This window comes from Paenibacillus sp. FSL R10-2748 (genome assembly GCF_038005565.1).
Lineage (GTDB): Bacteria > Bacillota > Bacilli > Paenibacillales > Paenibacillaceae > Paenibacillus > Paenibacillus polymyxa_B.
In genome coordinates this window covers 229,070-255,951 of the sequence record NZ_JBBOTK010000009.1, presented here as the reverse complement: position 1 = coordinate 255,951, position 26,882 = coordinate 229,070, and the positions used below count along the sequence as shown (strand labels likewise).

Sequence of the window (26,882 nt, the reverse complement as noted above, 5' to 3'; positions counted from 1 at the left end):
GAAGCTGGTTTATAGAAAGAGCGATAAGCTCATTTTGAAACTGACGAGATAAAATATCTCTTGTTTGATTTTGCGAACAAAATCGTTTTACTCACTCGTTGTTCAGTTTTCAAAGATCAAACCTGCATTTTGTCTTACTTTGTTTCACCACCGCGTCTCAGCGGCGACTTAAATAATGTAACACATAACCTTATTTTTCGTCAAGCTTTTTTTTGAAAATTCATTTTTCTGCTTGATGCAACACGTTTATCCTGCTTTAAACAGTTCAAAATTATTCATGCTGCTTAATGGGGCGAGTTATAACTTATCACATATTTTATATACTCGTCAACCTAAATTGATAATTTATATTTTTTAACTATTTATAAATACTAAATCACGTACAAAAAAAGGAAGAAAAGTCGGTTTAACAACCTTTCTTCCTGACAAATCAACCCCTGCACATCAAATAAGGGAGTAACGCAGTTCACGATTTTGTCCACGCTCCCTAAAATCCCCGGCAGCTGTTTCTCTAATAAGTGAACGATATACCAGTTTACGGAGCACGACGGTAAGATCCAATTGGAGATTCTTTAGCTCAGGATGGTTAATAAGTTCATTTATAGACCAAGGTTCCCGTCTGCTGCCTAATATACGGAATAGCGGAGATGAGCACTCCTCCATTTTTGACATCACTGAAAATTCACAAGCAAGCAGTACTAGTTCAACCCGTTGTTCCAAGGTTTCCGTACTTAATGTGAGTTCGTTATACAGTTTGTCAATCGTTCGATCCAGAGGCTGTACCTGAACCCATAAGTGAATCTTTGGATAAATCCCCCGTTCAATGAGTTCAATAGATGCCCAATGATCCAATGCTTTCAGAACACTTTGATAAGCGTCAATGATCCGCCCTTCTCGCACCGCTCTTTTACCATGAACGTAATTGACCAAAAAGCGGGAGAACTCATGAAATCGCTTCTGCTCCCGCAGTGGATCGTTAAAATCAACAATTTCCTGTCTTAAAAGACGGACCCTGTCATCCAACTCCCAGACAATACGACCTTCTAGCACATAATCTATAATGTTGGCTTGTTCACCAGCGATAATCCATTCCTTCAGACAACTGAGCGTTGCGTACAACACTTGGCATCTTAATCCATTCATAAATAAGTGTTGAATAGAACGAACTGGCTTGGTGCCTTCTCCAATAATTAGAATGAGTTCATCAAAGTCATACAACATCGAACCGTGAAAATACTCTCCCGGCTTTCTGTACGAAATAACACCTATCGAATCTTCCAGCAACAATTCATCATACATCAGGTTTAATTTGGTTAGCTGCACTTCTCCCTCCATACCTGCAAGGCGGCTATGACCGCAAATTGGATATTTGGATACATGTGATCATTTCTACATAAATAAGAGACTTCCTTCTTCAATTGTATAAATTTTTATCTTATTCACTTATTTTTTTCAGTATTACCCAAGCGTTTTCATCTGCAAAGGTTCGATTCCATGCACCAATTCCTCCGAGCTTCAGCGATTTGGCAAGGTCTACTCTTGCTTTTAGAGATACCTGATCCTCTAGCCAAATCTTTTTGACCACGCCGTCTTCTGTATACTCGACATAATTTTGACCTTCGGAAGCTCTAAACTTAGGCTTCAACTTAAATTTGTTTATGATATCCGCTGCTGACTCCATACCAAGCGATTTGGAGGTGACCTTAATCTTCCCTTCTTTGGGAGTCTCGGACCACACTCGAGTATATAATGGAATACCTAAAACCACTTTTTGAGGCGGCACTTCATCTTCCTGAATAATTCGCTTAATTGACGCTTCCGTCCATGGTAGCGAGGCGACAGAACCAGCCTTTGGACTAGCCGCCCAATGTTCATCATATGCCATTACCATGAGGTAATCTGTGATGGTGCCTAATGATTTTCGATCTAAAAAAGCTGACCACATCTCACTTTGAGATTTAGGCGTTACATCAATGGACAGTATCAAATCATGTTCCCGAGCCATCGGTTTAAGTTCCCGCAAAAATTGGGTGACATTTGGGCCATCCTTCGTATGAACATTTTCAAAGTCAATATTAATACCGTCCAGATCATTTTCTAGGGCAAGTGAAATCATCTGATCTACAATCGACTTTCGACGTTCAAAGGTGGACAAAGCTTCTGTTGTTAATTCGGGATTAAAGCTGTTGCTCAACAAGCCCCAAACCTCCATCCCCTTGCGATGTGCCCAGCTGACATAGGCAGGATCTGCCTTGCTTTCTACAGTACCTTCATGATCGACGACACTGAACCACGTAGGGCTCACCACATTTACTCCAGGCATAGGATCAAACTTGGAAGGATCGGGCTTGCGATTATAGACAGCTTCCCAAGCGAGGTTTACTGATCTACCCTCCCAATGTTTTTCCGAGATGGACAAATCGTCCTTAACCGAAGGGATCACAAGCTCTTCTCCTTCAGCGACATGGTCTGACTTAATGTATCCTGCATAACCATTGTCTAACTGAACAAAATACCAATCGCCCTGTCTGGACCAAATACGCACCTTCGTCCGCTGAGATATATTTGTCAAAATGAAAGATAGGCTAGAGGCTTCTTTACGTAAGGCGATTCTAGCATCCTGTGGGCCATCCTTCTTTTCTACACTCCCCAGCCTGACCTTCTCTCCAGCCTTCATTAGGATGACAGCACCAGTCACAGGATCTTCGTGTATAGAAACGCCGTATACTTCACGTACAGCCTCTATCGGGATATATACCTCTCCACTGATTACCTGAGGGGCTGCGCTCAGCGCATATGTTTTACCATTCAGTTCCCCTTGTGCCTTCGAAACCTTCATATAGAGCAGGCTTTGTCTCGTCGCCATAATAACGGTTTGGCTGTCATCCTCATAGCGAACGGTAGGATCAATTTTACTTTGCACCAATTTAAGCGGCATCAGCATGTTCTTGCCGGAGCTCTGAGCTTCATACCCAGTCAACTTTCCCTGCATAAAAATAGGACGGACACTGCCCTGCCAATCGGGTTTCTCGTGAAGGGGATTGCCAAACCATACAACAGTAATTGCACATATAATCGCTGCAAATAATAGCAGGCTTGCCGCTCCTTTGAATCGTGAACGTTTACGGCGGCGTCTGGAATGATTTCTGGCCAATATTGAACCTCCATTGTATGAACTTTGAATTTCCGTATTTTGTAACCTCAACAGATTACTTAAAACAAAAATAAAGTGATTTAAACAAAAAAACGCGGTAAATCCCCGCTTATGGGGAATTCCTCACGTTTCCAATCCATTACAATATATACATACCGCACAAAAAACTTCTATTCCTTGTTTCGTTACGTTTGTTTGTTACTACAAGCTTTGCATACTCCGTGTAACTCCATACGATGTCCATGCACCTCGAAGCCTGTTTCCAACGCGGCATGGCGTTCCACATCGGCCAAATACGGATAACTGAAATCTTCAATCTTTCCGCATTTTTCGCAAATGATGTGATAGTGCTCCGAAATATTGGCATCATAACGACTGGCGTTATCTCCATAGGTCAACTCATGTACCATACCCGCTTCTATAAACATCTTTAAGTTATTATAAACCGTAGCCACACTCATACTTGGAAACTTGGACTCAAGCGCTCGATATATTTCATCTGCAGTCGGGTGCCCCATAGTTTCCATTAAATAGTTTAATATGGCATGACGCTGGGGTGTTATGCGTACACCTGTCTTCTTCAGAAGTTCCAAAGCATGCTGGACGCGTGCTGCCATATATGTCCACCGCCTTATCCCTTACTTACGATCCTATCAATTACCACGCATCTATTTACAATTCACTTCTAAACCTACTCACATTGTACGGTCTACTCAAGTTTCTTGTCAACGCGCCGTATTGTCGCCGGATATTCCTATAGAGGTATCTGTCTCAGAAGCTCCCGGTTCAGCCGCAGAGCTTTCAGATGTATCGGGCGCAGTCGTACCCCCGGAATCATCCAAGTCGGGTAACGACGGCATCAGTAACTTTTTAATGGTTAAATTACTGTTGCCCTCTACGTTGATCGCATACTTGCCTGTCCCGTTTTGGCCTGAAATACTTTTACTGTCTATTTTAAATGGAAAATCGGATTGAAGATTACCATAACTGCTTGAACCCTCTAACTGAAAATCTCCATTCGACGGAAGATCCAATACGATATCACCGACAGCACTGTATATTTTCCAATCTCCGCCTATCTGCTCGCTATGCACTTTGATAGAGCCATTAAGCGAATTTGCATTCAGCTTGGCTGTAGAATTCAGCACATTCATGTCACCATTCTGAGTATCTACGGTGATGTCCCCTTCCGAACGAGCGAGTTGAATATCACCTACCATGGTGTGCAGTGTCACAGCTCCTTCAATATCGCCTGCTTGCATGTCGCCACGGTTCGTGCGCACATCCACATCTCCAGAAATCCGATGCAATTTAACCTGACCGTTCAGCGTGCCTCCCTTGACATTGCCGATAGCGTCATTAACAGTGAGATTTCCATTACCGCTCTCAAGCCGAATGCTGTCAATTGCATCAACTCCATTCAAGGAAATATTCCCGTTGGAGGTTCTAATCTGCACATTGAACCGCCGGTCCTCCGGCACGGTGATCAGCATGTTCACACGAGGCTGACGTTTGCTTGATGCTCCGTACGACTTTGCCTCCGGACGAATCTGGATAGTCTTGCCGTCGGTAGAAGTCAGTGAAGAAGCTTGAGCAATCTTATCCGCTTCGGCAGCAGGCGCTTGATCCACCCACAGAGTACCTCGTACCTCTATATTGGACACAGGCCGTCTGATCAGTGTTACATCACCATTAACCGAATCAACTACTAAATCGGACGTCTGCATAGTTACAGGTACCAGCATACCACCCATATCATACCGATTCTCTTTAGCCTGGCTAAAATCCATAGAGGCTGACGTCAGATTGAGACTGACCCGGTTCCACAGATACATATAATGATTTTGCTGGGTCACGATAAAAACCGAGGCTGCCACTACCAAAGCGGACAGAATCCCCTTTAGGTCAGGTCTGAATCGCCTTCCGTTGTCAGACTTGCCTTCTTTCCGATAGTACATGGCAAAAAAAATCAGATACTCCAGTCCCCAAAGCACAAAGATTACGGGCCACCAAACGAGGAGCTGAAGCATATATTCAGTATTTTGAAACACATCTACAATAAGCAAAATGCCTACAGCCATCAACAGAAGCGAAGAGGTGTAGCGCCCGACTCTTATTTTGCGGTGCACGCCAGCTTCACCCTCTTTCTTTCAACTTTTTACGCTTAAAGTTCAGAAAGGCTTCCCTTAGAAAAAGGAATAAACCGATCATCATTAATAAAATGGCCAGCGTAAGGAATCCATAATCCTCAAAGAAATTACTCAACCAGCGAGGTTTCATGCGAAACAAAATCATAAGTCCACCGCCTGCCACCATTAGCACAGCAAAAGCAAAGCCTCTCTCCCATGAATAAAAAGGACTACTTTGCTGGCCTCTAGCATCCATTCGTGCATAACGATCTGGCTTACGCCGATAACGAACCATGTAATCTGCTGACTGTAAGACATCATATACATTATAAAAATATAAAACGGGTATGAACAATCCAAGCAAAATAAGTAATGGAATGTTGATCCTCAAGCCGTCAGAGGAAACATACAACATCGCAAAAATATCTAGCAGGAGCAATACAATAAAACTAAGCCCCCTAATAAACAGTCCTAAAAAAAGATGTCCCAGTCCGGGTAACAATGCCGCCATGATAATAGCAATCACTTTGCGAAATTTAGCGTATTTTAGACGTTTCCCCTGTCTGGGCTGTTCCCGCTGTTCCGACGCTTGTAGCTGTCCAGTCTCTCCAGACGGTAACGGTTGTTCCGAGTTCATGCCATCCTCCCCTTTGAATCCCATGCGTGGCTCCGCTGAAAATACTTCGATGCTTACATAGTACCCCAATCGGATTTAAGAGTAACTGTTAAAAAAAGGGAGACTATTACTCGACGGAGACAGCAGCTATATCTTCCCATTGTCGTAAATCAGCTGCAATACGTACGGGATTAAAATCATGACGGGCCAGCACCTCTAGGGAAACTTCCATACTCTGCCGATCTGGGTGTAATTCGTGAAATGGGACATTTTCATGTTCTTTAATCATTATTTTACGTATTTCCACTTTTTCTTGCTCTAAATAAGTCGAAATCTGCTCCAGCAGTCCGTGAGAGGACAATCCGTACAATGTAATAAGATGACGCTTGCGTCCACGCATATACCGAAGTTCAACTTTGTTAAACACCCATAAATTTAAAAATACGAGCACTGTCGCCGCTATAGACGGGAAATAAAAGCCTGCTCCCACCCCAAGGCCAATAGCAGCCACGACCCAAATGGAAGCCGCAGTCGTTAGTCCGGTAATGGATTTACCTGTGAACATAATCGTCCCTGCACCCAAAAAGCCTACGCCAGTGATCACAGCCGTAGCCAAACGAGCGGGATCTATGCGTACATTAACTTCTTTAATGAAATCGGCAAAGCCGTAAATGGAGAGTAGCATAATCAGCGTCGAACCAAGACTGACCATAATATGAGTCCTCAAACCAGCTGCGTGATTGGAACGTTCGCGTTCAAAACCAATGAATCCACCGAGAAGCATGGACAGTAAAAGCCGTAAAATGATATGTGAATCGTCTATAATCCACGGATTATTCATTCGAGTCTCTCCTCCCGGTTATGTCGTGCTTCCCACTCCGGGTGCGCGGTTTGTGGGCTTATGTGCATTTTTAATGCCAATTTAATGATATCTCAATGCTATTCCACCTTATGCAGATGGTAGGTGGTTAATTCCACGCCTGGGGCGACCTCGGCCGCAGATACGGGGCGAAAGCCATGTTTTCGATATAATGTCACCGCAGGAGTATTTAAGGTTCCTGTAGAGACGATAAACAACGGGATATTTTGATATTCACTCAAAACATGCTTCATTAAAGAGTCCGCAATGCCTTTACGAAAATGATCCGGGTGAACCATCATACGTGTAAGGGTAAGCGAATCGGGCGACTCAGACTGCACAGCCAGTGCTCCTAGCAATTCACCGTCCTCCAGCCACCCATAAAAAGACTCTCCACAGCTTTTCAGCGTATCCAATGTATCCATCAGTGGAGGAATCTCATCAAACCCAATCAGCTCAGCTTCCAACCTATAGGCAACGTGCTGTAGACGCCATATCTGACTGACGATATCATCATCTTCCAATGAACATAGGGTAACCATGCTGTTTTCCCTCCTAAGGAAACTCATAAAATGCCATCAGGATTCTAAAGCTTGTTCGCGCCAACCGTTCTCAGCGTCTATGCAAAAGGGGCCTGTCCCTAAAAGACAAGCCCCTGTCAAATCTATGCCATTAGCGGTTCAGCACTTCCGTCAGCAACTTATTAGCAAGACCAGGGTTTGCCTTCCCCTTGCTCTCCTTCATCACTTGACCGACTAGGAAGCCGATGGCCTTTTGCTTGCCAGCTTTGTAATCTTCGACCGATTGCGGGTTAGCTGCTACAACTTGTTCGACAATCGTCAGGATTGCACCCTCATCACTGATTTGTACAAGCCCTTTTTCTTCAACAATTTGCTGTGGCAGTTTATCACTTTCCAGCATTTCCTTGAAGACCGTTTTAGCGATTTTGCTATTGATCGTTCCCTTCTCCAGCAGTCCGATCATTTCACCCAAGCCCCGTCCGGTCAATTTAACCTGCGACAGCTCCACACCGGCACTGTTCAAATAACCGAGTAAATCCCCCATAATCCAGTTGGATACTGCTTTGGCATCCTTGGTGAATTGAAGGCTATCCTCGAACAAATCGGCCAATGGCTTGGAGGACGTAATCACCTGGGCATCATACTCAGGTAATCCATATTCCGAAGTGTAGCGTGCTTTACGCTGGTCAGGCAATTCAGGAATCGAAGCACGAATGCGTTCTTTCCATTCCTCATCTATATGCAGTGTAACGAGATCCGGGTCTGGGAAATAACGATAGTCATGGGCCTGTTCCTTACCACGCATGGATAAAGTTTTACCTTGCGCTTCATCCCAACGACGTGTCTCCTGTACAATCGTTCCGCCTTCGTCCAGCGTCTGCTCCTGGCGGAACTGTTCATATTCCAGTCCGCGCTGTACGCCACGGAAGGAGTTCATGTTTTTCAGTTCCGCTTTAGTTCCCAGCTCTTTTTGTCCATGCGGACGAAGGCTGATATTCGCGTCGCAGCGAAGTGATCCTTCCTCCATCTTCACATCGGATACGTCACAATACTGCATAATGGCACGTATTTTTTCCAGATAGGCCTTGGCTTCTTCCGGCGAAGATATTTCCGGCTCCGAAACGATCTCGACCAATGGTGTGCCAACCCGGTTAAAATCGACCAAAGATGCGTAGCCACCATCAACATGTGTTAATTTCCCTGCGTCTTCTTCCAGATGCAGTCGGGTAATACCGATACGCTTTGTCTCACCATTCACTTCAATATCAATCCAGCCATTTTCGCCAATGGGTTGATCGTATTGTGAGATTTGGTAAGCCTTAGGTGAGTCGGGGTAAAAATAGTTCTTGCGGTCAAACTTGCTCACATCAGCAATGGTGCAATTCAGCGCCATTGCTGCTTTCATCGCATAATCAACGGCCTGACGGTTCAATACCGGCAGCACCCCTGGATGACCGAGACAGACCGGGCATGTATGAGAGTTGGGTGGTGCTCCGAAGGATGTCGAGCATCCACAGAATATTTTAGACTTCGTATGCAATTCCACGTGCACTTCAAGTCCGATGACCGTCTCATATTTGAATGTAGTTGTAGACATGAATAGGTTCCCTCCTTTTTGGCAAATTACAGCTGCGGACGCTGCTTGTGAAATTCGGTATTTTGTTCAAAAGCATGAGCTACGCGTAGCACGGAAGACTCGTCAAAGGCTTTTCCGATAATTTGTAGTCCGACTGGCATTCCATCCGCAAGACCACACGGAATGCTGATGGCTGGCACACCAGCCAAGCTTACCGGAATCGTCAAAATATCGTTCAAATACATTGTTAATGGATCGTCCACTTGCGAGCCGATTTTGAAAGCAGTTGTCGGTGCAGTAGGTCCGATAATCACATCATATTGTTCAAATACACGATCAAAATCCTGTTTAATCAGTGTGCGCACTTTTTGAGCTTTCAAATAATAGGCATCGTAGTACCCGGAGCTGAGTGCATAGGTACCCAGCATAATCCGACGCTTCACCTCGGGACCAAACCCCTGCGTACGGGACTGATGGTATAGATCAAGCAGGTTGTCCGGATTGTCAGAACGCACACCATAGCGCACGCCGTCAAAACGGGCCAGATTGGATGACGCTTCGGATGAAGCCAGCAGGTAATATGTAGCTACCGCATATTCTGTGTGAGGGAGAGACACTTCTTCCCAAACAGCACCCAGTCCTTCCAGCGTTTTCAGTGCATCCAGCACCTTTTCCTTGACCTGAGGATCGACGCCCTCACCAAGATACTCTTTAGGCACAGCGATACGAAGTCCTTTTACATCCCCGGTTAAAGCGTTCAAATAATCAGGAATGTCTACCTTCGCAGAAGTGGAGTCCTTCTGGTCATAACCTGCAATGGCTTGTAGGACATAGGCTGAATCCTGAACATTTTTAGTAATGGGTCCAATTTGGTCTAAAGAGGAGGCAAAAGCCACCAGTCCAAAACGGGATACTAGACCATAGGTTGGTTTCAGGCCAACTACACCGCAGTAAGAAGCAGGCTGGCGAATGGAACCACCTGTATCCGAACCGAGTGTGAAATAAGCCTCACCCGCTGCAACAGCCGCAGCTGAGCCGCCACTGGAACCGCCGGGAACACGTTCTAAATCCCAAGGGTTACGTGCAGGGAAAAAGCTGGAGTTCTCGTTAGAGCCGCCCATGGCGAATTCGTCCATGTTCATTTTACCGAGTGTCACGGTTTGCGCTGCGCGTAACTTGCTAACAACTGTGGCATCGTAAACGGGATCAAAATTTTTCAAAAACTGACTGCCACATGTTGTACGCAGCCCTTCTGTCACGATATTATCCTTAATACCAACCGGCAGGCCAAACAACAGCCCTCTTTCCTCTCCGGAAATCAGCTGATCATCCAGCTGACGTGCGGATGCACGGGCCTGTTCCTCGTCAACGGTAATATAAGCTCTGATCTTGTCTTCCCGCGCACCAATCGTCTCCAGAGCGTGTCCCACCAGATCACTCACGGAAATTTCCTTTTGATGCAGCTTGTTATGTATCTCGGGCAATGTGTTATTGAACAAGCTCAATTTGCATCCTCCTTTCAAATATGAGATCTATTCCAGAACAGCAGGAACCTTAAACTGTCCGTCTTCTTCTTCAGGTGCATTGCGCATCACTTGCTCATGTGTCAAACTTTCGCGAACTTCGTCGTCTCGCATGACATTGCTGACGTGCAGCACATGAGTGGTCGGTTTTACCTGCTCCGTATCCAGCTCATTCAGCTTCTCCGCATAATGGAGAATGGCGTTTAATTGTCCTGTCATCGTTTCTTCCTCAGCCGCGGTCAGATTCAACCTGGACAGCTTGGCTACGTGACGGACATCTTCCGTGGAAATGTTCATACAAAACCCTCCTCATGTATATGAGGATTTTGCAAAAAATTCTATAGGCGGTTTCCAATGAGCAAGATATAGATCAAAATGGTTTAGTTCATCTATATATTGCACTTCGGAGCGACTGGAATTGAATTTTGCAAAATCCTAATATTAAAAAATGCTGCACCGAACTTCGAAATAACGTTTTTAATTATAGGATAGAACCCTTTACAATTCAATCTTTGACGCGGTACAGAAGCAAACTGTACATCAATGAGGTAAATGTTGCTAAAAGGATATAAAAAAAGCACCTCTCGGTGCTCTTTCGAGAAAACTATAGGAGCTGAGATTGTGCCCATTATATATTTTTAAAAAGAGTCGGCAGTAGCCGACTCCTATATCCAAGCACGCAAATTGACTTGTCTGATAAAATCAGCCTGTGACAACAACTCTGCCGCGGTTTCTTCTTCCTCTTCAGTCTCTACCGAATCAAGACCACCGTTCATTACATGCTTGAACAGTTTCTCATTATGAGTAGCAAGGGCGTAATCTATCAGCGCTTCACGCTCAATCCGCTCGGCTTCCAGCTTGAGAATACTCTCTTCCAGCTCGATGTCCCCGGATGGTACAAAAAAGTTGCGGTTCACCTTCGGTACGCGAATGACATAGTCAAAAGCATTGTCCGCATTACGGTCGTAAGCAATGATATAACCATGTTCGCCCACAGGAAGATTCTGCTCAAAAGCATCCGCGACGATCATAATTCTAGCTCCTAAATGATGCATCGTTAGCCCCCCCGTTTGTCTGAACTTATCTGCTAAGTCTACTAAAAAAAAAGTAGCTTGTCTATATCATCTATGTATCTTCATAATCGACCGTCTCCACGTCCCAACCTGTGTTCATTCAGCCTCACATGCCAGTTTTGTGAAGGGATTCCGCTCCGTCGTTTCACCTTTTTCCAAGTCATGATCTTCGGCTCGGAACCTACCACAGAATCTTCAATATCTATTATATTGGGAACACGGAAACTACCTCCAATCTCACGTTGTACCCCAAATATATGTTTTCTTTTCATTCTTGCTCCCCCTTGTGATCTGACGGCCTCATGCCTCTTTATCCTCTTAATGGGCAAAAAAAAGAACGCAAACCGGGATTCATCCACAGCTTGCGTGCTTCGCGAGTTTAGTATGTAACTTTAATAAATTTATGTTAACAAAAATAAAAACCTTTGTCTATACATAATTTATAATTTGTTGTCGAAATGGGGCAAAACCTGTCACACCTTTGATTTTGCCCCTACTGAAAACGTTCATCACATTTACCGGATATACGGATTATTAGCTTTCTCATAACCGATGGACGTTTTGGGACCGTGACCGGAATAGACTGTAACGTCATCTCCGAGCGGAAACAATTTGTTCTGAATAGAATCGTATAGATCCCGTTCCCGGCCACCCGTCAGATCCGTGCGTCCGACGCCCTGACGAAATAGCACATCCCCGGAAAAAAGATCTTTGCCGCACAAAAAGCTGACACTTCCGGGTGAATGGCCCGGTGTATGGAAAACCCGGAACGTGTGCTCGATCAGGTTCAATTGCTGACCTTCTGCCAAATCATATTCGGCAGGTTCCGTCGAGATCGGAGGGGATGCCTCTGGCCACATCAAGGAACCATTCAGCTTAGGAGATGTGAGCCAGTCTTGCTCCAAGGCGTGCAGATAAACCGGGCAGCCTTTGGTATTGCGAATCTCCTCTACTCCACCGATATGGTCAAAATGGGCATGAGTCAGCAGGATAGCTTCAATGGTCAGTGGCTCAATAGCTCTGAGCAAAGGACCCGGATTCATCCCCGGATCAATAATAACGGCGCGCTGCGGATCATCCCCTTGAAGCAAATAAGCATTTGTTTGGAGAGGACCGAGATTAAAGCTGCGAATTGATAACGTCATATGTTAAAATCCCGAGATCAGCTCGCGTAATTCCTGAACAATTACAGGATGGACCTCGGTTCCCTCCCCATATTTTTCAGCCATTTCTTTACGAGCAACTGCGATTTTTTCTTGATAATCATCAGCTTCCCGATCTGGATTTTCACGGTTGAATCCAATCATAATTTGTTGGACATGTGCAGGGCGTGGTCCCCAGTGGCCAAGTACGTGACCTCCTGTATCCGCAAAAATCACAATCGGAACAGCACGTCCACCCATTGTCAGGAAGTCATCCATCAGCGCCTGATGGTTTTCCAAGATTAATACTTCGGTCGGAATCCCGCTATTCTCCAGCGCACGGAACACAACTGGCACATTGCGCACCACGTCCCCACACCAGTCGGCAGCCAAAATAAGCACGCGCAGATCATCCCGATGGTTCAAGCTTTCAAAATACTCTCGATCCTCTTCGCGATTCCACACAAACTGATCGTACCCAGAGCGGAAGGCTTCTTTGTTCTTTTCCATGCCCTCCATAAACTGTTCAGGGCTTAAGCCCTTTCCGAAGTATTGCGATACATTAGTACGGCTCATGTTATACACTTCCTTTTTTGTTTTTGGACAAAATCCACTTGATAACAAAATAAATGATCAAGAGTGCAAGGGCAACCAGCAAAATCGGTTTGATGTAAGGTGCTGCCACTTCGTCAATTTGCTCCCACTTGTCTCCTAGCAGCATACCTAAATATATAAACAAAACAGACCAAGGTATAATCGCTAGCGTTGTCAAAATAGTAAAGCGCCATACGTTCATTCGAGCCAACCCGGCAGGGATTGAGATGGCATGACGCACAACAGGAATAAAGCGAGCTGTGAAAATGACCCCTGTGCCGTATTTGTTAAACCAGGCTTCAGCATGGTCGACATGACTTTTTTTGATAAGTATGTATTTCCCATACTTATCTAATACCGGTCTGCCGCCATAGCGCCCAATCCAGTAAATGAATAGCTGGGCCAGCACCCCGCCAATCGTTCCAAAAACGACTGCGCCAAAAAAATTAATATGACCCGAGGATACCAAAAAGCCACCATAAGCGAGGACAATTTCGCTTGGAATGACCTCAACCATCAAGCCTAGCATAATACCAAAATACCCAAGACTACGAATGATCTCAAACAAATAATTAATGATACTAGATATTTGGTCCACTTCTCTTCCCACTCCCTGCCTGTTTCTCTATTTTCATTAGTGTATCACAGCGGCAGAACAAGTCGCCACTTCGCCCAAATAGGGAGGTCAGTGACCCCGACCCCTCTGCCCGCATAAGTTGAGAGAGAGAGGAGGGGGTACAATATGCCTCCCGGCAAATTCCCCAAACATGACAATTCACAATCCCGTTTACCCACGGCTCGTGGTATTCGCCGCGCATGTATCAAAGAGTTGTATCGAACCTGCAAACGTCTGCCTGTTCACATTGCTCCTGATCTGGTCAAGCAGGGCGAGGAGCTATACTGCCGCAAGGTCGTCGGACACCTTATCTGGATTGCGGAAAACCATAGTAACCGCAAACTACTATGCGACTGGTGGGACGAAGATGTCAGTGAGGAGCTCGCAGCATTGTGGAAGGTGGATCGCGATGTTTTGTGCACCGCTTTTAGAAGTGCCTATGGTGGATAGATGTTTGCGTACTGCAACTATGAACTGTGAACTACAAAAAAAGTGGAGCCACCCCGCAGTGGCTCCACTTTTACTATATTCCTAGCTGTGTGTCTACTTTTTCCCTGCTCCTTCGGGAAGCAAATCCGCACAAGCGCGTTCCAAATAAGGATCAGCATGAATAAAATCCCGAAATGCTGTGTATTCACGCCACAGAACGGATTGTTCTCCCGCCTGTCCTTTGACGGCACGAATCAGAATGTTTTTAGGTGTATGCTCCATGTCGATAAATTCCAACAGCTGTGTCCGATATCCCATCATATCCAGCAGTTTGGCCCGGATTCCATCCGTTGCCAGTGCTGAAAAACGCTCCTTTAAAATACCATGGGAAAGCAACGGCTCCAATACCGGATTTTCCAGTTGGCTGAACAGCTCATGCTGGCAACACGGAACCGACAAAATGACGGAAGCTCCCCAGCGGACGGCCTTTTCCAGCGCCGCATCCGTTGCTGTATCACAAGCATGCAAGGTAACAACCATATCCACCTGTTCCAGTTCGTTATAGTCTGCGATATCACCAACCAGAAACTCCAACTGTCGATATTGCAGCTTTTGAGCCAGAACATTACAGGTTTCAATGACATCTGCCTTCAAGTCCAAACCAACGATCTGCAATGGTCGCTTTTGCTGTACAGCCAAATAGTGATACAGCGCAAAGGTCAAATACGATTTGCCACAGCCAAAATCCACAATCGTCAATGGGCGGCCTACCGGAAGGCTAGGCAATACATCCTGCACCATTTCGAGAAACCGGTTAATTTGACGAAACTTATCATACTTGCGGGCCAGTACCTTACCATCCTCATTCATTATCCCGAGCTCAATCAGGAAAGGAATTCGTTCCCCTTCTTCGAGCACATATTGCTTTTTGCGATTATGAGACAGGTCGGCTTTACTTTTGCTCGGTGACTTTGTCAGAATGGATACTTTATATTTTTTACTGATCAGCACTTGGTAGTCTGCATCCTTGGCGCATAAAAGTCCTTGGCGGAACGTGTCCTCAAACAAGGCAGTCATACGCTCATTAGCTTCGTCAGGGGTCAGATTTTCATGAATGACTTTGTTGCTATAATGAAAAGCAAACTGGTAATGCAGCTTGTTTTTCAATTCTACAGGTTTGATTTGCACTTTAGTAAAAGAAGCATCCTCCCGTTTGCGAAGCTGACTCAGCGTCGCTGTTATGAGGGATCCTCCCGTGGTCAATTGGTATATAAGTTCGCGCAGTGAATCCAAAAGGTACATCTCACTTTCTTTCATGTAATTGGGTGATCTCGGTCAAACCCTCGGTGACTTCCTGGCGTGAAATTCCACCCAGCTCCAGCTCTGCATTGGTCTTATCCAGTAATTGACTATAAAACGTCTCCGCTTCCGCTAGCAGCTCTGGCTGCTCCCATGCCAATCCAAACCAGACATCGGCGGCTTCGTCCAGCCTGTTTTCCCGCTCGTAATGAACAGCCAACAGCTTGCTGGTTTCAGGGGGAAGCTCATATTCATGCACCAGTTGCACGATACACGCTATTCGTTCAGGCAGGACCTGTAGATTACGAGTCGCACCATTCAAATCGCTGTACAAATATAAATGAAGAGATTTCATCAAGATTCGTACGCCCTCGTCTGTTCTGCTGGTTTCCAGGTAAATCACGGCTTCTTCCTCTAAAATGCGAGCCACCTGCTGGAGCTTGTCTGCTTCAATTCCAGGGCCCAATCGGAAAAGCTCAATAATTTGTTCCGGCGGCAATCGTCTGAGCAGATCTGAACGAAGACGAAACTGCTTGTTGAGCAGGTCATCTAGCTGTTTTAGCGCTTCGACGTGTTTATTTTCACGCCTTAGACCGAGCACCGATGCTACTGCGGATGTCAATTCTTCCATCATACTGAGCAAATAATCTTTTCTAAGCAAGCCGTTCCCTTCCTTTCATCCCGATGCCTAGACAACCAGAAACTCTGTCTTCTGATTGTATGACATCCTTGTCTAAAAGCCAAATGCCCCACCATGCAGAAATACCACTCATAACCTTCACCCTCAGTTAATAACATCAATGATCAGGTAGTCAGAATGCTCACGTATGGCAGTGAAATTCCTACGGTACAGTACTTTGTAGCTGATCATGTGAATAGCGAATGACGGTTTTTTTAAAATCAATATTGCTTCTTCGTTAGTATTGTGATATTTTTTGTTTCATACGAAACAAAAAATTAATCAGTATATTTAAACATTCCATAAAATTATTTATAATAATTATTTTCTTTAGAAACAAAATTTATATGAATATTTTTGTGAGAAAGGATGATGGAGTTTGGGTAAACAATTTAGCTCGATATTACCGGAACATCAAGAGTTTATACAGCGGCAGCACATTTTCTTTGTAGGATCAGCACCGCTATCCAAGACAGGGCACGTTAACCTTTCCCCCAAGGGATATGATTCCTTTCGTATTCTATCGGACCAAAGGGTAGCCTATCTCGACTTGGCGGGAAGCGGCAACGAGACAAGCGCTCACATTATCGAGAACGGACGGGTAACAATCATGTTTTGTGCATTTGAGGGCGCTCCCAGTGTATTAAAGCTCTATGGCACTGGTACCGTCGCGCTGCCTGATACTAAGCAATGGAATGAGCTGTACCCACTCTTCAACCCGCTTCCCGGTGCAAGACAAATCATTGTTGTGGACATTCACATGGTTCAGAATTCATGTGGTTTTGCGGTTCCCTTCATGACATACACGAGCGAACGGGAAAAGCTGAAGGAAGTCTCAATTCAGATGGGAGAAGAAGCACTTAAAAAATATGCCTATGAGAAAAATCTGGAGAGTATTGACGGTTTGCCGACAGCGTTTGCCTTAAACAAAAGCAATATAAATTAGACACCTTACACTCCTAAAAATAATTGACTACACAAAAAACCAGAACCTTCTGATTATCACCTTAGAAGGTTCCGGTTTTTTGGGCTTCCCTTAGTCTATTTTTTCAAGTTCTGCTCTAAAAATGTCAAGATAGCGTTCGCTAATAACTCCGGTGCTTCGAACAAGCTCATGTGACCTGCTTCTGGTAGGGTAACCTGAGTTACTCCGGCCCGATCTGTTGTAAACGTCCGCGCTGGAGGAACCGCCTGATCCTGCTCACCCGCTACTAAAAGGGCCGGCAATGCAGAAGCCGACAATACATCCCGACGATCAGTACGCTCGCGCATAGCCAGTGATGCTCCTACGGCTCCTTGTGGTGGTGTTTTGTAGCCAATTTCTTTGACTTTCAGTAATTGGCTGGACATCGACTCCACATGATCAGGAGCAAATAGCCCCGGTACAAGTCCATCTACAAAGGTCGTAATCCCCTCCGTTTGGATGGTGGATACAGCCTTATTCCGCTTTTCTTTACCTTCGTCCGTATCTGCATAAGCTGTGGAATGAATCAGTCCAAAGGCTGTAAGGCGCTCTGCATGTCTCTGCACTGCCGAAAGGGCTAGATAGCCTCCTAGGGAGTGGCCAAACCAGGCAGCCTGAGGGATGTCCAATTGTTCTTGAAGTTTAAGCACATCATCTGCCATTTGATCAATAGTATAGGCTCCTAGTGGAGCATCGCTGCGTCCGTGTCCACGCAAGTCTGGAACAATACAACGATAGCTTTGGGACAGCAATGGAACAACCTCATCCCAATAGGAGGAGCTTCCGCAAAAACCGTGCAATAAAATGATCGGTTCTCCTTTTCCCTGTTCGGCATAGCAGATCGTCGTTCCTTCGCATAATACCTTTTCCATATGGAACCCTTCCTTCTCTGTATATAATCTATTGGAGCTGAATATATTATTAAGTAGAACAATGCTGATGTATATTATTAAGCAGACCATCAATATCTGAAACGGTAACCCTCTGGAAAATCTTGCGAAGCTGTTTTCAAACCAAATTCATAAGCCGCCGCATTAGCAATATGCGCAGCCATTGTCATGACCAAGTGAAGCGACGTCATTTGGAGTGTCCAATAGGGTTTGGGGGTGCGCTCATTCACAATCGCTGCAACACTATAATGACCAACAGACGGCAGAGACAGCCCCACCGATCGCGCAGGAGTTAGCGGTTCACGCGCAATAAGAAACATTCCCGTTGAGCCGTGCTGTCCAAGACATGCATCTATGGCGATCACATGATGATCTTGGGGAATGCACTCCAAGTATGAAACCAAATGATCCGCATCACAGGGCTCCGTCATTGTGCCAATCACGTGCGGAAAGCCTTGCTCCTTGAGCATGGTGCCTACCAGTGGCCCGAGTGAATCACCCGATGAGCGATCCGTACCGATGCAAACAAAAGTCAAATTATCTATAGCATGCTGATGATGAATTTCTCGGAAAAACGGCGCGAGTCCATCTCGATCTGTTTTCTTTACATTATGTTCTAAGGACGAGCGACCGGGTGCGGAAGCTCGATTATACAAAGACAACTTTGTCCATCCTCCTTGATTCGGTTGTATATCGGTAATCTGGCTTTCAGTACATTCTACAACAAAAACATGATACAATACAGGCAACTTCCCCTGTTATGAAAGGATGGAAAATTAACGATGGATTTGTCTGTACCGTCTCATGCCAACATTGAGTATATGATTGAGGGTATTAAAACCAAGCTCCGTATGGCGAGTGGTGCTGCTATGCAGGCATCCGCTTTCTCGCTGGAGCAATACGAGGACATTCATGATGTCTATGATATGGTGATAAGCAAGCCTAACCTGAGCATTTCAGAGGTTGAAGCTATTGCTTCTGAACTGGGCAGATTGCGCAAGTCCTCCTGAATCAGCTTGTAGGACAGCCAGCTTAGCTGTATTACATCCTATCATCATGAGCAACAGCCTTCATGATAGTAGCCCTGTCAGCGTAAATAAAGCTCGTATCTCCGGTCGTCTCAGCAGACGTGCAACGGGATACGAGCTTTATTTTTTCGATTGCATATGCGCATTTTCATACACTTCTTCACTCAAGGATGCTTCAAGGCAAATCAGCTAACACCAGTTCAGATATATCCTCATTCCCTGTAGCTCGTATCTTTAATGTACAGCTTTTTTGAATTCGCGCGGCATCACCAGGCCCTAACTGAAAATCCCCATCCTGGCACGTAACTTCCACATGACCGCTAACTACATAGATGTGGGTGCGGCGCTCCTCTTGCTGCGGATATTCAAGCTGCTGTCCTTTTTCCAATCTGCTCAGATACAGATTTATATCCTGCGCGATGGATAACGCTCCCTCCACTTCTGAACCAGACACAACAGGCTGAAGCCGATTTAGACGTTCACTGTGCTTGAATCTTTGCACCTGATAAGAAGGCTGAATGCCAGGACTCTCGGGTAAAAACCACATTTGCAAAAAACGAACTGGTCTTTCATCCCCAGTATTTCGCTCTTCATGTTCAATTCCGGTGCCTGCACTCAGAACCTGGATCGAGCCGCTTTTCAAATCCTGCTCATGTCCTAAGCTGTCGCTATGATGCAATTGGCCTTCAATTACATAGGTGACGATTTCCAAATCGTGATGCGGATGTCTTTTGAAGCCTTGCTGCGGTTCAAGCTCGTTATCATTATGGGCTAGCATACAGCCAAAATGGGCATTGCTCGGATCTTCATAATCGGCAAATGAAAAGCTAAACTCGCTATGAATCCATCCTTTATTTGAGGTATGTCTTTCTGCCGATGTCACTATTTTAATCATCCTTAACACCTCCATGGATTCCAGTTCCGTAAAGCAGCCTTGCTTTGTGATGACTATTCCACTTCCGGCCCTGGCATTACAAACGCTGTGATACGATCCCTTTACCCCGGGCTTATATGCCTCAATCAGCCTGTCGTCTCCGTCGGGTTTTGCTCTTAAGTTCATTATTAGTTAAGTTAATAGTACGAAAAATTGAATCTATCACAGCCATAAGGAGGAGATTTATTACATATGCTATCTCATGAACCCCAATCATCCCGTTTCCTACCGAGCTATTTGCGCCGTAGTCTGTATGCATCTATTATCATGATCGCTGTGTTGCTTCTCGTCGCCTACTCTGTGAAATGGATTGGCACAGCTCCTTTTCTATATTGGGATGAACGCATACAGGATGCCATTTTTCCAGACACAGCAGCTGCTCGCTACCAACTGCTAACCATCGCTATATTCATTACATCTTTCGGTTCATTCCACATGTCCTTAATCATCGCCCTCGGTGCTGCCACCTTGTGTTGGGTCAGTCTTCGCTCAAAAGCTTATTCCTTTGCGATCCTAAGCAGCTTTACGGCGATGTGGGTGCTGAATACGCTCATTAAAGAAATTTTGCAACGGGAACGCCCATCACTTCAACATTTGGTTGAAGCCGGGGGCTACAGTTTTCCCAGCGGTCATGCGATGATTTCCATGGGATTTTTCGGAATGATATTTGCCATTTGGGCCATAGAACGAAAGATTCGTGGGCGTTCGCTCTTTCTTCCGTGTGTTCTTGGTGCACTACTGATTCTCTTGATTGGATTAAGCCGCGTATATCTAGGCGTTCACTTTCCTACAGATATTGTGGGTGGCTATATTGCAGGTATAATTTGGCTGGTGTTTACCGTTCCTGTGATCTATTGGCGAGCGCGCATGAAGCTTCCTTCCACTCCCCACCGGTAAATGTCCGAGACGGCTTTTTGTTTCACTCCGGGTCACGACGTTTATATACGAAGTAAGCAAGGCTCAGCAATATCGAAGCTCAGCCTTCATTAAAAACGTTATGGTTTTGTGAACTTAGGATAAGGGAGGCGATCCTTGTGTGGGGAATTGTACTAAGTATTGTAATGGCTATTATTATCGGATTGATTGGCGATGCACTGGCTGGTCATGAAATGCCTGGCGGCATTGCGGGCTCTATGATTGCTGGATTTGTAGGAGCTTGGCTAGGTGTCATGCTATTGGGAGACTGGGGCCCGGTCATCGGAGATTTTGCAGTCATTCCAGCCATACTCGGAACCGCATTGTTCGTGTTCTTGCTCGGACTTGTGTCCAGGCTATTAAGAAGGGCTACCTAACATTTATATATATTTTTTATTCTATAAGAGGAGTGATATAACATGAGTAACATTGACAATCAAAATATGGCAAGTACTTCAGGTTTTGCAAAAGGTTTATTTATTGGAGGTTTGATTGGTGCTGCCGCAGCCCTGCTGTTCGCGCCGAAGCCGGGTCGTGATTTGCGTAGTGATCTGTCTGATAAAATTACAGTTGTCTCCGATAAAACAAAGGACGTGGCATCTGTAGTTAGCAGCAAAGCGACAGATTTGGCCAAAACCGTTTCCACCAAAACAGCAGATGTAGCCAAAACGGTATCCGAGAGCAAAGACAATATCGTTTCCAGCGTAACCAAAGCTTCTGCCGATGTCGCTAATGAAGCGGCCAAAGCGGATAAAGAAGTTATGGATGCAACGGCTCAAGCGGCCAAGGATACGCAAAAACAATTGAATGCAAATTCCTAATAGCTACACATTCTGATGGCAAAAAAATAAGCCCTACACTGAACAGCCAGCATGCAAGAAGCTGGCTGTTTTTAAATGATAGAAAGGCTGGGATGACAATGAACAAGCCAAATTCCTATGGAGATGATCTTACCGCGAACAACAAAAGAACCTTTCATCCCCTACAGGCTCAAGATCAGCCAGATGAGGTTTCATCCAAGCAGGCTTCTTCTACTCCCAATCATGTTAAAACGCATGATCACGAGAGAGACTTTGATGTAAATGAGCATCCTTTTGAGCTGCGCCATGAGGTCAAGCGGCTTAACAAACGCTTAGATCAAATAGCAGATACGCTCGAAAGAGCAGAGTTCAAAGATATTCTGGAGAACTACTCCAGCACTAAAAGAAGAATTATGAGCAATCTGACCGCAGGGATTGCACGTGGTCTCGGCCTTACGCTGGGTACAGTGGTCATACTCGCCTTGCTCGCTTGGTTGCTCAGTTTCCTGGTGCAATTAAATCTTCCGGTCATCGGAGATTTCATCGCCGAATTATTAGGATATATCAAAATGAGCCAAGGTACTAAGTAATTGTCCTTATCTCATTTAAAAACGATCCATCGTAACCGGTAACAGACTCCTCAAAGAGCCTCCAGTTACGATGGATCGTTTTTTATTTGTAAATTGTAACAGCTGTAATCAGCCGCTACAATTTGTTGCGCTTGTTAGCCTTCAATAAGTCTCCTGTCCACCCCTTCATCATCAGCCAGCCGTACATTCCCGCCATACTTAGCAGTGTGGCAATAATCACGGTGGTAAAACCCCAGCCTGTTTTAATCCAAGGCAGATTTTCAAAGTTCATGCCCCATATAGCGCCCACTACAGTTGCTGGTGTAAATACGGCGGTGACAATGGTCAGCGTCTTCGTAATCTCATTCCCTCTAAATGCGGAAATGGCGTCGTCAATGGAGATCAATGTGTCGATTTCCTTTTCATAATGCAGGAAAAGTCCTTCCATCCGAGTAACACGGTAAAGTAACTGCTTGAAAAAACGATTCTCCTCCAGTTTATCCAGATATGCCTCCCGAGAAGCTGTCACCAGCTCTGAAAAGGGAATGAACATATTGCTCCAATACAACAGCTCGAAACGTGCATTCAATATAGAATCCATCAGCGTACGAGCATTCCTTTTCTCCATGTCCTCTTCCAGTCTTCTCAGGTTGATCTCGAACTTATCCATACCTGTATGAAAGTAATGGAGCACAGCTCTCGCCAATACAAACATGCCATCAGCTGCATCCTCACACTGTTCCAGCATTTTTTGGCGTTCCGCGGTGTGCATGATTTCACGGGTATTTTGATCCAGATTTAACGTCACTAACTTCTGATTTAAGACCAGAAAATAAAACTTGTTGCAATTGCGCTGACTGTCGATCTCCTCCTGAACAGAGTAGATCAGCGACCCGTACATTAAGGGCTGATTGCCATCTGGAAAGCGCACAGATATAAAGCTGGATGGAATGTCCTCTACCTTGTCCAGCCATTCTGAGGCTTCTGGGAGCTTCTCCCTCAAATGCTGTATGACCGAATCTTGCCAATTCCCAGCACTGATGTCCCACCATTCCCATCCTCCACGAAAGGAAGAAATCTGTTCAAATGCTGTCATGGATTCCAACCTTCCTCCCAACCTTTTTCGCTTTATAAAAAGGACACGCTTCCCATATCGGAATAACGTGTCCTTACGATGTGACGTCAAATATTTTAAGCCATATAATCTGCCATCTACTCATGAAATAGAGGAATTAGACATAATCTGCTTCAGCTTTTCCGTTGCCCGCTTCTGAATACGGGAAACGCTCATCTGCGATACGCCCAACGTCTGTGCAATCGCACGTTGAGATTGACCGTCCTGAAATGCCAGAAGAAGCACCTTTTGTTCCTGCTCCTTCAGTTGGCTTAAAGCCTGCTGCAAATCCATTCGTTTTTCCACAGTGTCATAATCGTTAGCATCCGAGCTAATGAGCTCGCCTAATGTAGCTGCACTCTCTTCCTGGGATAAAGGCGAGTCCAGTGAAACATAGTGATAGCACTCACGGCCTGCAAGCACCTCAATCGTTTCTTCCACGGTAAGATCCAAATAGGTCGCAATCTCATCCACATTGGGTGAACGTTCCAATTTAACGGTTAGTTCATCAATAGCATGTTGAACAAGCGCACCCTTTTCTTTAATGCGGCGAGGAACCTGGATGTACCAGGATTTGTCGCGCAAATAATTTTTCATATGTCCCAGCATACTTTTCATAGCGTATGGTTCAAATGGGATACCCAAGCTGATATCGTATTGCTGAAGCAGACGTATCAAAGCCATCTGACCGGTCTGATATAAATCCTCGTATAAGTCCGGACGGTTACGGGAGATCTTCCCAGCAGCCATCTTGACCATCGGCTCATACTTACGGATCAGCACGGTAGCAATCTCGTTATCTTTTGTTTGCTGGTACTCCCAGATTAGACCAACGGCTTCATCCATCGACTCCGGGGGAGTTACCTTTTCATTCATACTCTTTCCTCACTTCTGGTCAGTCGCTTTACAAGCACCACTTCGGTGCCTTTTCCTGTCTCATTCAAGATATGGACATCGTCCATAAGCGCCTGCATGAGATAAAAGCCTAATCCGCCTATCTGCGCATCATTCAACTCCTTGTCATGCAAGGATGCGATACGGGACGGGTCCTCCACACGTTCAAAGCTCTCCCCTTCATCTTTGACACGAATGGACAACGAAACTTCATCAAATTCGAATATTACTTCCACGACTCCCCCCTCATGACCATATGCATAAAGGACAGAGTTATTACAGGCTTCCGATACAGCCACTTTCATGTCTTCAATATCCTCATAAGAGAATCCCATTTTCGCGGCAATACCGTATAAATTTAATCTTACAATATCAACAAAGTCAGCAGTTGCCGGCAAATTAAGAACTACTTTTTGAATTTGAGCATTCATTTCTTTTTCTTTCCTTTCCTATTGGGAATTCTCCTGGGGGACAAAGAATTTGGCAATACCAGTCATATCAAACAGCTTTTGAATTTGAGGCGGTACCTCTTGAACAGCAAAGCGAGACTCCATCCCATGCCTTGCTTTTAAAATGGATAACAAGATACCAATCCCCGTGCTGTCAATGTATTTAAGGTCTCTCAAGTTAATAATCAAATCTTGGCTGGACTCCCCCACCAAAGGCTCCATCACCAGACGAAAATCAGGTGCTACCGAAAGATCCAACTCTCCACTCAGATAAACGGTATTTACGCCATCGGTTGTTTCTGTAATTGCATTAAACTTCTCATTTTTATTTGTATTCATAGGCCTACTCTCCCGAAAAAAGATTTCCCTACATACTAACCCATTATACGATCGTTTGAATCACGGTATAACTTTTTAAACACTACCAAATGCCACCATCTAGGCTTCATTGATTTGTTCTTTACCCGGCTGCATTGGAAAATGGTCCGGAGAATGCCGTAGCAACGCCTGTTTTACACTGCTGATTTTAACGGGCTTACTGATATAATCGTTCATCCCAGCTTCAATACATCGAGGCTGAATACCCTCCATCACATTAGCCGTCATGGCGATAATGGCAGGTTGGGATCTTCCCGCCAATTGCTCACGCACTCTACCCGTACACTCCAGACCGTCCATCACAGGCATCTGCAAGTCCATAAAGATATAGTCATAGTCCTGATTCGCCATGACCATATCAAGCGCCTGTTGCCCATCTGCTGCCACATCTGAAGCTAAACCGAGCTTATCCAGTATATTAACCATCAGCTTCTGGTTAATCGGATGATCATCTACGACCAGTACAGGTTTACGGCTTGGAGATTCCCGATGTGGAATTTCCCAGTCGTGGCTGGACTCCCCCTCCAGTTCATTTTCCTGAGCAAAGCCAAGCTTCATTGTAAAATGAAACGTCACGCCCTGTTCTCCGCTCGTATCTACACGGATATCTCCGCCCATCATATTCACTAAGGTTTTACAAATGGCGAGTCCTAACCCGGTTCCACCATATTTACGCGTCATTGAAGAATCCAGTTGGGAAAAGGGCTGAAACAGCCTTCCAACCTTAGCGGGATCAATACCAATGCCTGTATCCTTCACAGAAAACTCAACGGTAAGTCCATTGTCGCTTTGCTCTTTGACAGATGCGAAGACATACACCCCGCCCCGGTCTGTAAATTTGACGGCATTGGATACCAGGTTAATCAATACTTGACGCAATCTTCCCATATCTCCATATAACACAGGAGGCATCTGTTCATCGAGGAAATAAACCAGTTCCAAGTTCTTTCGGTTCACCTCTACCGTAAATAGGCTGAAAACTTCCTTGATACAGGAAACCAGATCAAAAGGATATTCCTCTACCTCCATTTTGCCTGACTCCAGCTTAGTGAAGTCCAGAATATCATTAATGACTGCTACCAGCGCGTCTGCACTACGACGGATGATATCGGCATATTCCTGTTGGTCACTTTGCAGCTCCGTCTCCATCAGCAAATCAATCATGCCAATGACGCCGTTCATAGGTGTGCGGATCTCATGGCTCATCATCGCCAGAAATTCCGTTTTGGCATTGGCAGCAATCTCTGCTGCCTCCTTGGCGGCAATCAGTTCGCTGTTCATCTTCTCCAGCTGCTGGGTCTTCTGATGAAGCAGCATGGACTGTGTCTTCAAGCGCTTGTTTGTCAGATACATTTGCACGAAGCCTTCAATTTTGGACTTGAGAATTTGAGGGATGAACGGCTTCACCATATAATCAATACCGCCCGCTGAATACCCCGCAAATAAATGCTCCGCTTCCTTGCTGTTAGCTGAAATAAAGATAATCGGAATATCCTTTGTTTTCTCTCTGGCCTTGATTAACTTTGCGGTCTCAATTCCATCCATACCCGGCATCTGCACATCCAGGACTACGATTGCAAATTCATCTTTTAATAGACATCGCAGCGCTTCTTCCCCGGATGTGGCCTTTACCAAATTATATTGTTCACTCTCCAGCACCGCCTCAAGAGCGAGCAGGTTCTCAGGTCTGTCATCTACCAGCAATATATGAATCGGTTCATGAAGCCCCATGGAATC

32 protein-coding genes are annotated in these 26,882 nt (G+C 45.2%); 7 read left to right on the top strand and 25 right to left on the bottom strand.

Annotated elements, in window-relative coordinates:
• Positions 1-444: 444 nt before the first annotated feature.
• The 15 genes from NSS66_RS23315 to NSS66_RS23245 all read right to left on the bottom strand — a co-directional run bounded on the left by NSS66_RS23315 (position 445) and on the right by NSS66_RS23245 (position 13,785).
• Positions 445-1,323 carry a nucleotidyltransferase-like protein gene (locus NSS66_RS23315; protein ID WP_340959878.1) on the bottom strand — a complete coding sequence of 293 codons (879 nt, stop codon included), beginning with the start codon at positions 1,321-1,323 and terminating at the stop codon, positions 445-447.
• Positions 1,324-1,435: 112 nt separating this feature from the next.
• A complete protein-coding gene (locus NSS66_RS23310) occupies positions 1,436-3,154 on the bottom strand; it encodes a glycosyl hydrolase family 18 protein (RefSeq protein ID WP_340959876.1) in 1,719 nt (572 codons plus the stop codon).
• A 185-nt stretch (positions 3,155-3,339) separates the two neighbouring features.
• The gene (locus NSS66_RS23305) at positions 3,340-3,771 is read right to left on the bottom strand and encodes a Fur family transcriptional regulator (RefSeq protein ID WP_013311903.1); all 432 of its coding nucleotides are present in this window, start codon (positions 3,769-3,771) and stop codon (positions 3,340-3,342) included.
• Positions 3,772-3,879: 108 nt separating this feature from the next.
• Positions 3,880-5,283, bottom strand: a complete 1,404-nt coding sequence (locus tag NSS66_RS23300) for a DUF4097 family beta strand repeat-containing protein (RefSeq protein ID WP_028541863.1) — start codon at positions 5,281-5,283, stop codon at positions 3,880-3,882.
• 7 nt (positions 5,284-5,290) lie between these two features.
• Entirely contained in the window at positions 5,291-5,944 is a 654-nt protein-coding gene (locus tag NSS66_RS23295) for a hypothetical protein (protein WP_075154735.1), read from the bottom strand.
• A gap of 82 nt (positions 5,945-6,026) precedes the next feature.
• The gene (locus NSS66_RS23290) at positions 6,027-6,740 is read right to left on the bottom strand and encodes an MgtC/SapB family protein (protein ID WP_028541862.1); all 714 of its coding nucleotides are present in this window, start codon (positions 6,738-6,740) and stop codon (positions 6,027-6,029) included.
• 98 nt (positions 6,741-6,838) lie between these two features.
• Positions 6,839-7,300 carry a GNAT family N-acetyltransferase gene (locus NSS66_RS23285; protein WP_028541861.1) on the bottom strand — a complete coding sequence of 154 codons (462 nt, stop codon included), beginning with the start codon at positions 7,298-7,300 and terminating at the stop codon, positions 6,839-6,841.
• 130 nt (positions 7,301-7,430) lie between these two features.
• Positions 7,431-8,876, bottom strand: coding sequence for an Asp-tRNA(Asn)/Glu-tRNA(Gln) amidotransferase subunit GatB (gatB, locus tag NSS66_RS23280; RefSeq protein WP_338532819.1), 1,446 nt, complete (start codon positions 8,874-8,876; stop codon positions 7,431-7,433).
• Between the two features lie 26 nt (positions 8,877-8,902).
• Positions 8,903-10,360 carry an Asp-tRNA(Asn)/Glu-tRNA(Gln) amidotransferase subunit GatA gene (gene gatA, locus NSS66_RS23275; protein ID WP_023990257.1) on the bottom strand — a complete coding sequence of 486 codons (1,458 nt, stop codon included), beginning with the start codon at positions 10,358-10,360 and terminating at the stop codon, positions 8,903-8,905.
• A gap of 27 nt (positions 10,361-10,387) precedes the next feature.
• A complete protein-coding gene (gatC, locus tag NSS66_RS23270) occupies positions 10,388-10,675 on the bottom strand; it encodes an Asp-tRNA(Asn)/Glu-tRNA(Gln) amidotransferase subunit GatC (protein WP_013311910.1) in 288 nt (95 codons plus the stop codon).
• A gap of 368 nt (positions 10,676-11,043) precedes the next feature.
• Positions 11,044-11,433 carry a hypothetical protein gene (locus tag NSS66_RS23265; RefSeq protein ID WP_013311911.1) on the bottom strand — a complete coding sequence of 130 codons (390 nt, stop codon included), beginning with the start codon at positions 11,431-11,433 and terminating at the stop codon, positions 11,044-11,046.
• An 80-nt stretch (positions 11,434-11,513) separates the two neighbouring features.
• Positions 11,514-11,723, bottom strand: coding sequence for a hypothetical protein (locus NSS66_RS23260; protein WP_023990258.1), 210 nt, complete (start codon positions 11,721-11,723; stop codon positions 11,514-11,516).
• A gap of 243 nt (positions 11,724-11,966) precedes the next feature.
• Complete coding sequence (locus NSS66_RS23255) at positions 11,967-12,596, bottom strand: MBL fold metallo-hydrolase (protein WP_340959873.1); 630 nt, start codon at positions 12,594-12,596, stop codon at positions 11,967-11,969.
• Positions 12,597-12,599: 3 nt separating this feature from the next.
• Positions 12,600-13,169: a thioredoxin family protein gene (locus tag NSS66_RS23250; protein WP_340959872.1), complete on the bottom strand. Its 570-nt coding sequence runs from the start codon at positions 13,167-13,169 to the stop codon at positions 12,600-12,602.
• A gap of 1 nt (position 13,170) precedes the next feature.
• Positions 13,171-13,785: a DedA family protein gene (locus NSS66_RS23245; RefSeq protein WP_013311915.1), complete on the bottom strand. Its 615-nt coding sequence runs from the start codon at positions 13,783-13,785 to the stop codon at positions 13,171-13,173.
• 144 nt (positions 13,786-13,929) lie between these two features.
• Between NSS66_RS23245 and NSS66_RS23240 the strand changes: the two genes are divergently transcribed.
• Positions 13,930-14,253, top strand: coding sequence for a hypothetical protein (locus NSS66_RS23240; RefSeq protein ID WP_023990260.1), 324 nt, complete (start codon positions 13,930-13,932; stop codon positions 14,251-14,253).
• Positions 14,254-14,346: 93 nt separating this feature from the next.
• Here the strand turns inward: NSS66_RS23240 and NSS66_RS23235 are convergent, their stop codons facing one another.
• Positions 14,347-15,549, bottom strand: a complete 1,203-nt coding sequence (locus tag NSS66_RS23235) for a class I SAM-dependent methyltransferase (RefSeq protein WP_279835146.1) — start codon at positions 15,547-15,549, stop codon at positions 14,347-14,349.
• Positions 15,536-16,192, bottom strand: coding sequence for a DUF6483 family protein (locus tag NSS66_RS23230; protein WP_053326078.1), 657 nt, complete (start codon positions 16,190-16,192; stop codon positions 15,536-15,538). The genes NSS66_RS23235 and NSS66_RS23230 overlap by 14 nt, the downstream gene beginning before the upstream one ends.
• A gap of 397 nt (positions 16,193-16,589) precedes the next feature.
• On the opposite strand from NSS66_RS23230, the gene NSS66_RS23225 reads away from it, so the two are divergent.
• Positions 16,590-17,156, top strand: a complete 567-nt coding sequence (locus NSS66_RS23225; RefSeq protein ID WP_340959871.1) for a pyridoxamine 5'-phosphate oxidase family protein — start codon at positions 16,590-16,592, stop codon at positions 17,154-17,156.
• Positions 17,157-17,251: 95 nt separating this feature from the next.
• Here the strand turns inward: NSS66_RS23225 and NSS66_RS23220 are convergent, their stop codons facing one another.
• Positions 17,252-18,046, bottom strand: coding sequence for an alpha/beta fold hydrolase (locus NSS66_RS23220; protein WP_023990264.1), 795 nt, complete (start codon positions 18,044-18,046; stop codon positions 17,252-17,254).
• Positions 18,047-18,135: 89 nt separating this feature from the next.
• Positions 18,136-18,726, bottom strand: coding sequence for a spore protease YyaC (yyaC, locus tag NSS66_RS23215; RefSeq protein ID WP_340959870.1), 591 nt, complete (start codon positions 18,724-18,726; stop codon positions 18,136-18,138).
• A gap of 120 nt (positions 18,727-18,846) precedes the next feature.
• On the opposite strand from yyaC, the gene NSS66_RS23210 reads away from it, so the two are divergent.
• Positions 18,847-19,074, top strand: coding sequence for a DUF1128 domain-containing protein (locus tag NSS66_RS23210; RefSeq protein WP_340959869.1), 228 nt, complete (start codon positions 18,847-18,849; stop codon positions 19,072-19,074).
• Between the two features lie 193 nt (positions 19,075-19,267).
• On the opposite strand, the gene NSS66_RS23205 is transcribed toward NSS66_RS23210, so the two are convergent.
• A complete protein-coding gene (locus NSS66_RS23205; RefSeq protein ID WP_025721764.1) occupies positions 19,268-19,987 on the bottom strand; it encodes a pirin family protein in 720 nt (239 codons plus the stop codon).
• A 231-nt stretch (positions 19,988-20,218) separates the two neighbouring features.
• Here NSS66_RS23205 and NSS66_RS23200 point away from each other — a divergent pair, with 231 nt between their 5' ends.
• The 4 genes from NSS66_RS23200 (at position 20,219) to NSS66_RS23185 (ending at position 22,331) form a co-directional block, all read left to right on the top strand.
• Positions 20,219-20,923: a phosphatase PAP2 family protein gene (locus tag NSS66_RS23200; protein WP_053326081.1), complete on the top strand. Its 705-nt coding sequence runs from the start codon at positions 20,219-20,221 to the stop codon at positions 20,921-20,923.
• Positions 20,924-21,060: 137 nt separating this feature from the next.
• Positions 21,061-21,318 carry a GlsB/YeaQ/YmgE family stress response membrane protein gene (locus NSS66_RS23195; RefSeq protein ID WP_013311925.1) on the top strand — a complete coding sequence of 86 codons (258 nt, stop codon included), beginning with the start codon at positions 21,061-21,063 and terminating at the stop codon, positions 21,316-21,318.
• Positions 21,319-21,360: 42 nt separating this feature from the next.
• Positions 21,361-21,762: a YtxH domain-containing protein gene (locus NSS66_RS23190; protein WP_023990268.1), complete on the top strand. Its 402-nt coding sequence runs from the start codon at positions 21,361-21,363 to the stop codon at positions 21,760-21,762.
• Between the two features lie 92 nt (positions 21,763-21,854).
• Entirely contained in the window at positions 21,855-22,331 is a 477-nt protein-coding gene (locus NSS66_RS23185) for a DUF5665 domain-containing protein (protein WP_069080835.1), read from the top strand.
• A gap of 115 nt (positions 22,332-22,446) precedes the next feature.
• Here NSS66_RS23185 and NSS66_RS23180 read toward each other — a convergent pair whose 3' ends face one another.
• From NSS66_RS23180 to NSS66_RS23160, 5 genes are all read right to left on the bottom strand, one after another.
• Positions 22,447-23,406 (bottom strand): magnesium transporter CorA family protein, encoded by a 960-nt coding sequence (locus NSS66_RS23180; RefSeq protein WP_023990270.1) that lies wholly within the window; start codon positions 23,404-23,406, stop codon positions 22,447-22,449.
• Positions 23,407-23,526: 120 nt separating this feature from the next.
• The gene (locus NSS66_RS23175) at positions 23,527-24,300 is read right to left on the bottom strand and encodes a sigma-70 family RNA polymerase sigma factor (protein WP_013311929.1); all 774 of its coding nucleotides are present in this window, start codon (positions 24,298-24,300) and stop codon (positions 23,527-23,529) included.
• The gene (rsbW, locus tag NSS66_RS23170; RefSeq protein ID WP_023990271.1) at positions 24,297-24,749 is read right to left on the bottom strand and encodes an anti-sigma B factor RsbW; all 453 of its coding nucleotides are present in this window, start codon (positions 24,747-24,749) and stop codon (positions 24,297-24,299) included. The genes NSS66_RS23175 and rsbW overlap by 4 nt, the downstream gene beginning before the upstream one ends.
• A gap of 18 nt (positions 24,750-24,767) precedes the next feature.
• Complete coding sequence (locus NSS66_RS23165) at positions 24,768-25,106, bottom strand: STAS domain-containing protein (RefSeq protein WP_023990272.1); 339 nt, start codon at positions 25,104-25,106, stop codon at positions 24,768-24,770.
• Between the two features lie 99 nt (positions 25,107-25,205).
• Positions 25,206-26,876, bottom strand: a complete 1,671-nt coding sequence (locus tag NSS66_RS23160; protein ID WP_023990273.1) for a response regulator — start codon at positions 26,874-26,876, stop codon at positions 25,206-25,208.
• Positions 26,877-26,882: the final 6 nt, after the last annotated feature.

Coding starts and splice junctions, on each gene's coding strand:
- NSS66_RS23305 (WP_013311903.1), bottom strand. CDS start 3,771: ATGGCAGCACGCGTCCAGCATGCTTTGGAACTTCTGAAGAAGACAGGT.
- NSS66_RS23295 (WP_075154735.1), bottom strand. CDS start 5,944: ATGGGATTCAAAGGGGAGGATGGCATGAACTCGGAACAACCGTTACCG.
- NSS66_RS23290 (WP_028541862.1), bottom strand. CDS start 6,740: ATGAATAATCCGTGGATTATAGACGATTCACATATCATTTTACGGCTT.
- NSS66_RS23285 (WP_028541861.1), bottom strand. CDS start 7,300: ATGGTTACCCTATGTTCATTGGAAGATGATGATATCGTCAGTCAGATA.
- gatB (WP_338532819.1), bottom strand. CDS start 8,876: ATGTCTACAACTACATTCAAATATGAGACGGTCATCGGACTTGAAGTG.
- gatC (WP_013311910.1), bottom strand. CDS start 10,675: ATGAACATTTCCACGGAAGATGTCCGTCACGTAGCCAAGCTGTCCAGG.
- NSS66_RS23265 (WP_013311911.1), bottom strand. CDS start 11,433: ATGCATCATTTAGGAGCTAGAATTATGATCGTCGCGGATGCTTTTGAG.
- NSS66_RS23260 (WP_023990258.1), bottom strand. CDS start 11,723: ATGAAAAGAAAACATATATTTGGGGTACAACGTGAGATTGGAGGTAGT.
- NSS66_RS23255 (WP_340959873.1), bottom strand. CDS start 12,596: ATGACGTTATCAATTCGCAGCTTTAATCTCGGTCCTCTCCAAACAAAT.
- NSS66_RS23250 (WP_340959872.1), bottom strand. CDS start 13,169: ATGAGCCGTACTAATGTATCGCAATACTTCGGAAAGGGCTTAAGCCCT.
- NSS66_RS23240 (WP_023990260.1), top strand. CDS start 13,930: ATGCCTCCCGGCAAATTCCCCAAACATGACAATTCACAATCCCGTTTA.
- NSS66_RS23235 (WP_279835146.1), bottom strand. CDS start 15,549: ATGAAAGAAAGTGAGATGTACCTTTTGGATTCACTGCGCGAACTTATA.
- NSS66_RS23220 (WP_023990264.1), bottom strand. CDS start 18,046: ATGGAAAAGGTATTATGCGAAGGAACGACGATCTGCTATGCCGAACAG.
- NSS66_RS23210 (WP_340959869.1), top strand. CDS start 18,847: ATGGATTTGTCTGTACCGTCTCATGCCAACATTGAGTATATGATTGAG.
- NSS66_RS23205 (WP_025721764.1), bottom strand. CDS start 19,987: ATGATTAAAATAGTGACATCGGCAGAAAGACATACCTCAAATAAAGGA.
- NSS66_RS23200 (WP_053326081.1), top strand. CDS start 20,219: ATGCTATCTCATGAACCCCAATCATCCCGTTTCCTACCGAGCTATTTG.
- NSS66_RS23190 (WP_023990268.1), top strand. CDS start 21,361: ATGAGTAACATTGACAATCAAAATATGGCAAGTACTTCAGGTTTTGCA.
- NSS66_RS23185 (WP_069080835.1), top strand. CDS start 21,855: ATGACAATGAACAAGCCAAATTCCTATGGAGATGATCTTACCGCGAAC.
- NSS66_RS23180 (WP_023990270.1), bottom strand. CDS start 23,406: ATGACAGCATTTGAACAGATTTCTTCCTTTCGTGGAGGATGGGAATGG.
- NSS66_RS23175 (WP_013311929.1), bottom strand. CDS start 24,300: ATGAATGAAAAGGTAACTCCCCCGGAGTCGATGGATGAAGCCGTTGGT.
- rsbW (WP_023990271.1), bottom strand. CDS start 24,749: ATGAATGCTCAAATTCAAAAAGTAGTTCTTAATTTGCCGGCAACTGCT.
- NSS66_RS23165 (WP_023990272.1), bottom strand. CDS start 25,106: ATGAATACAAATAAAAATGAGAAGTTTAATGCAATTACAGAAACAACC.
- NSS66_RS23160 (WP_023990273.1), bottom strand. CDS start 26,876: ATGGGGCTTCATGAACCGATTCATATATTGCTGGTAGATGACAGACCT.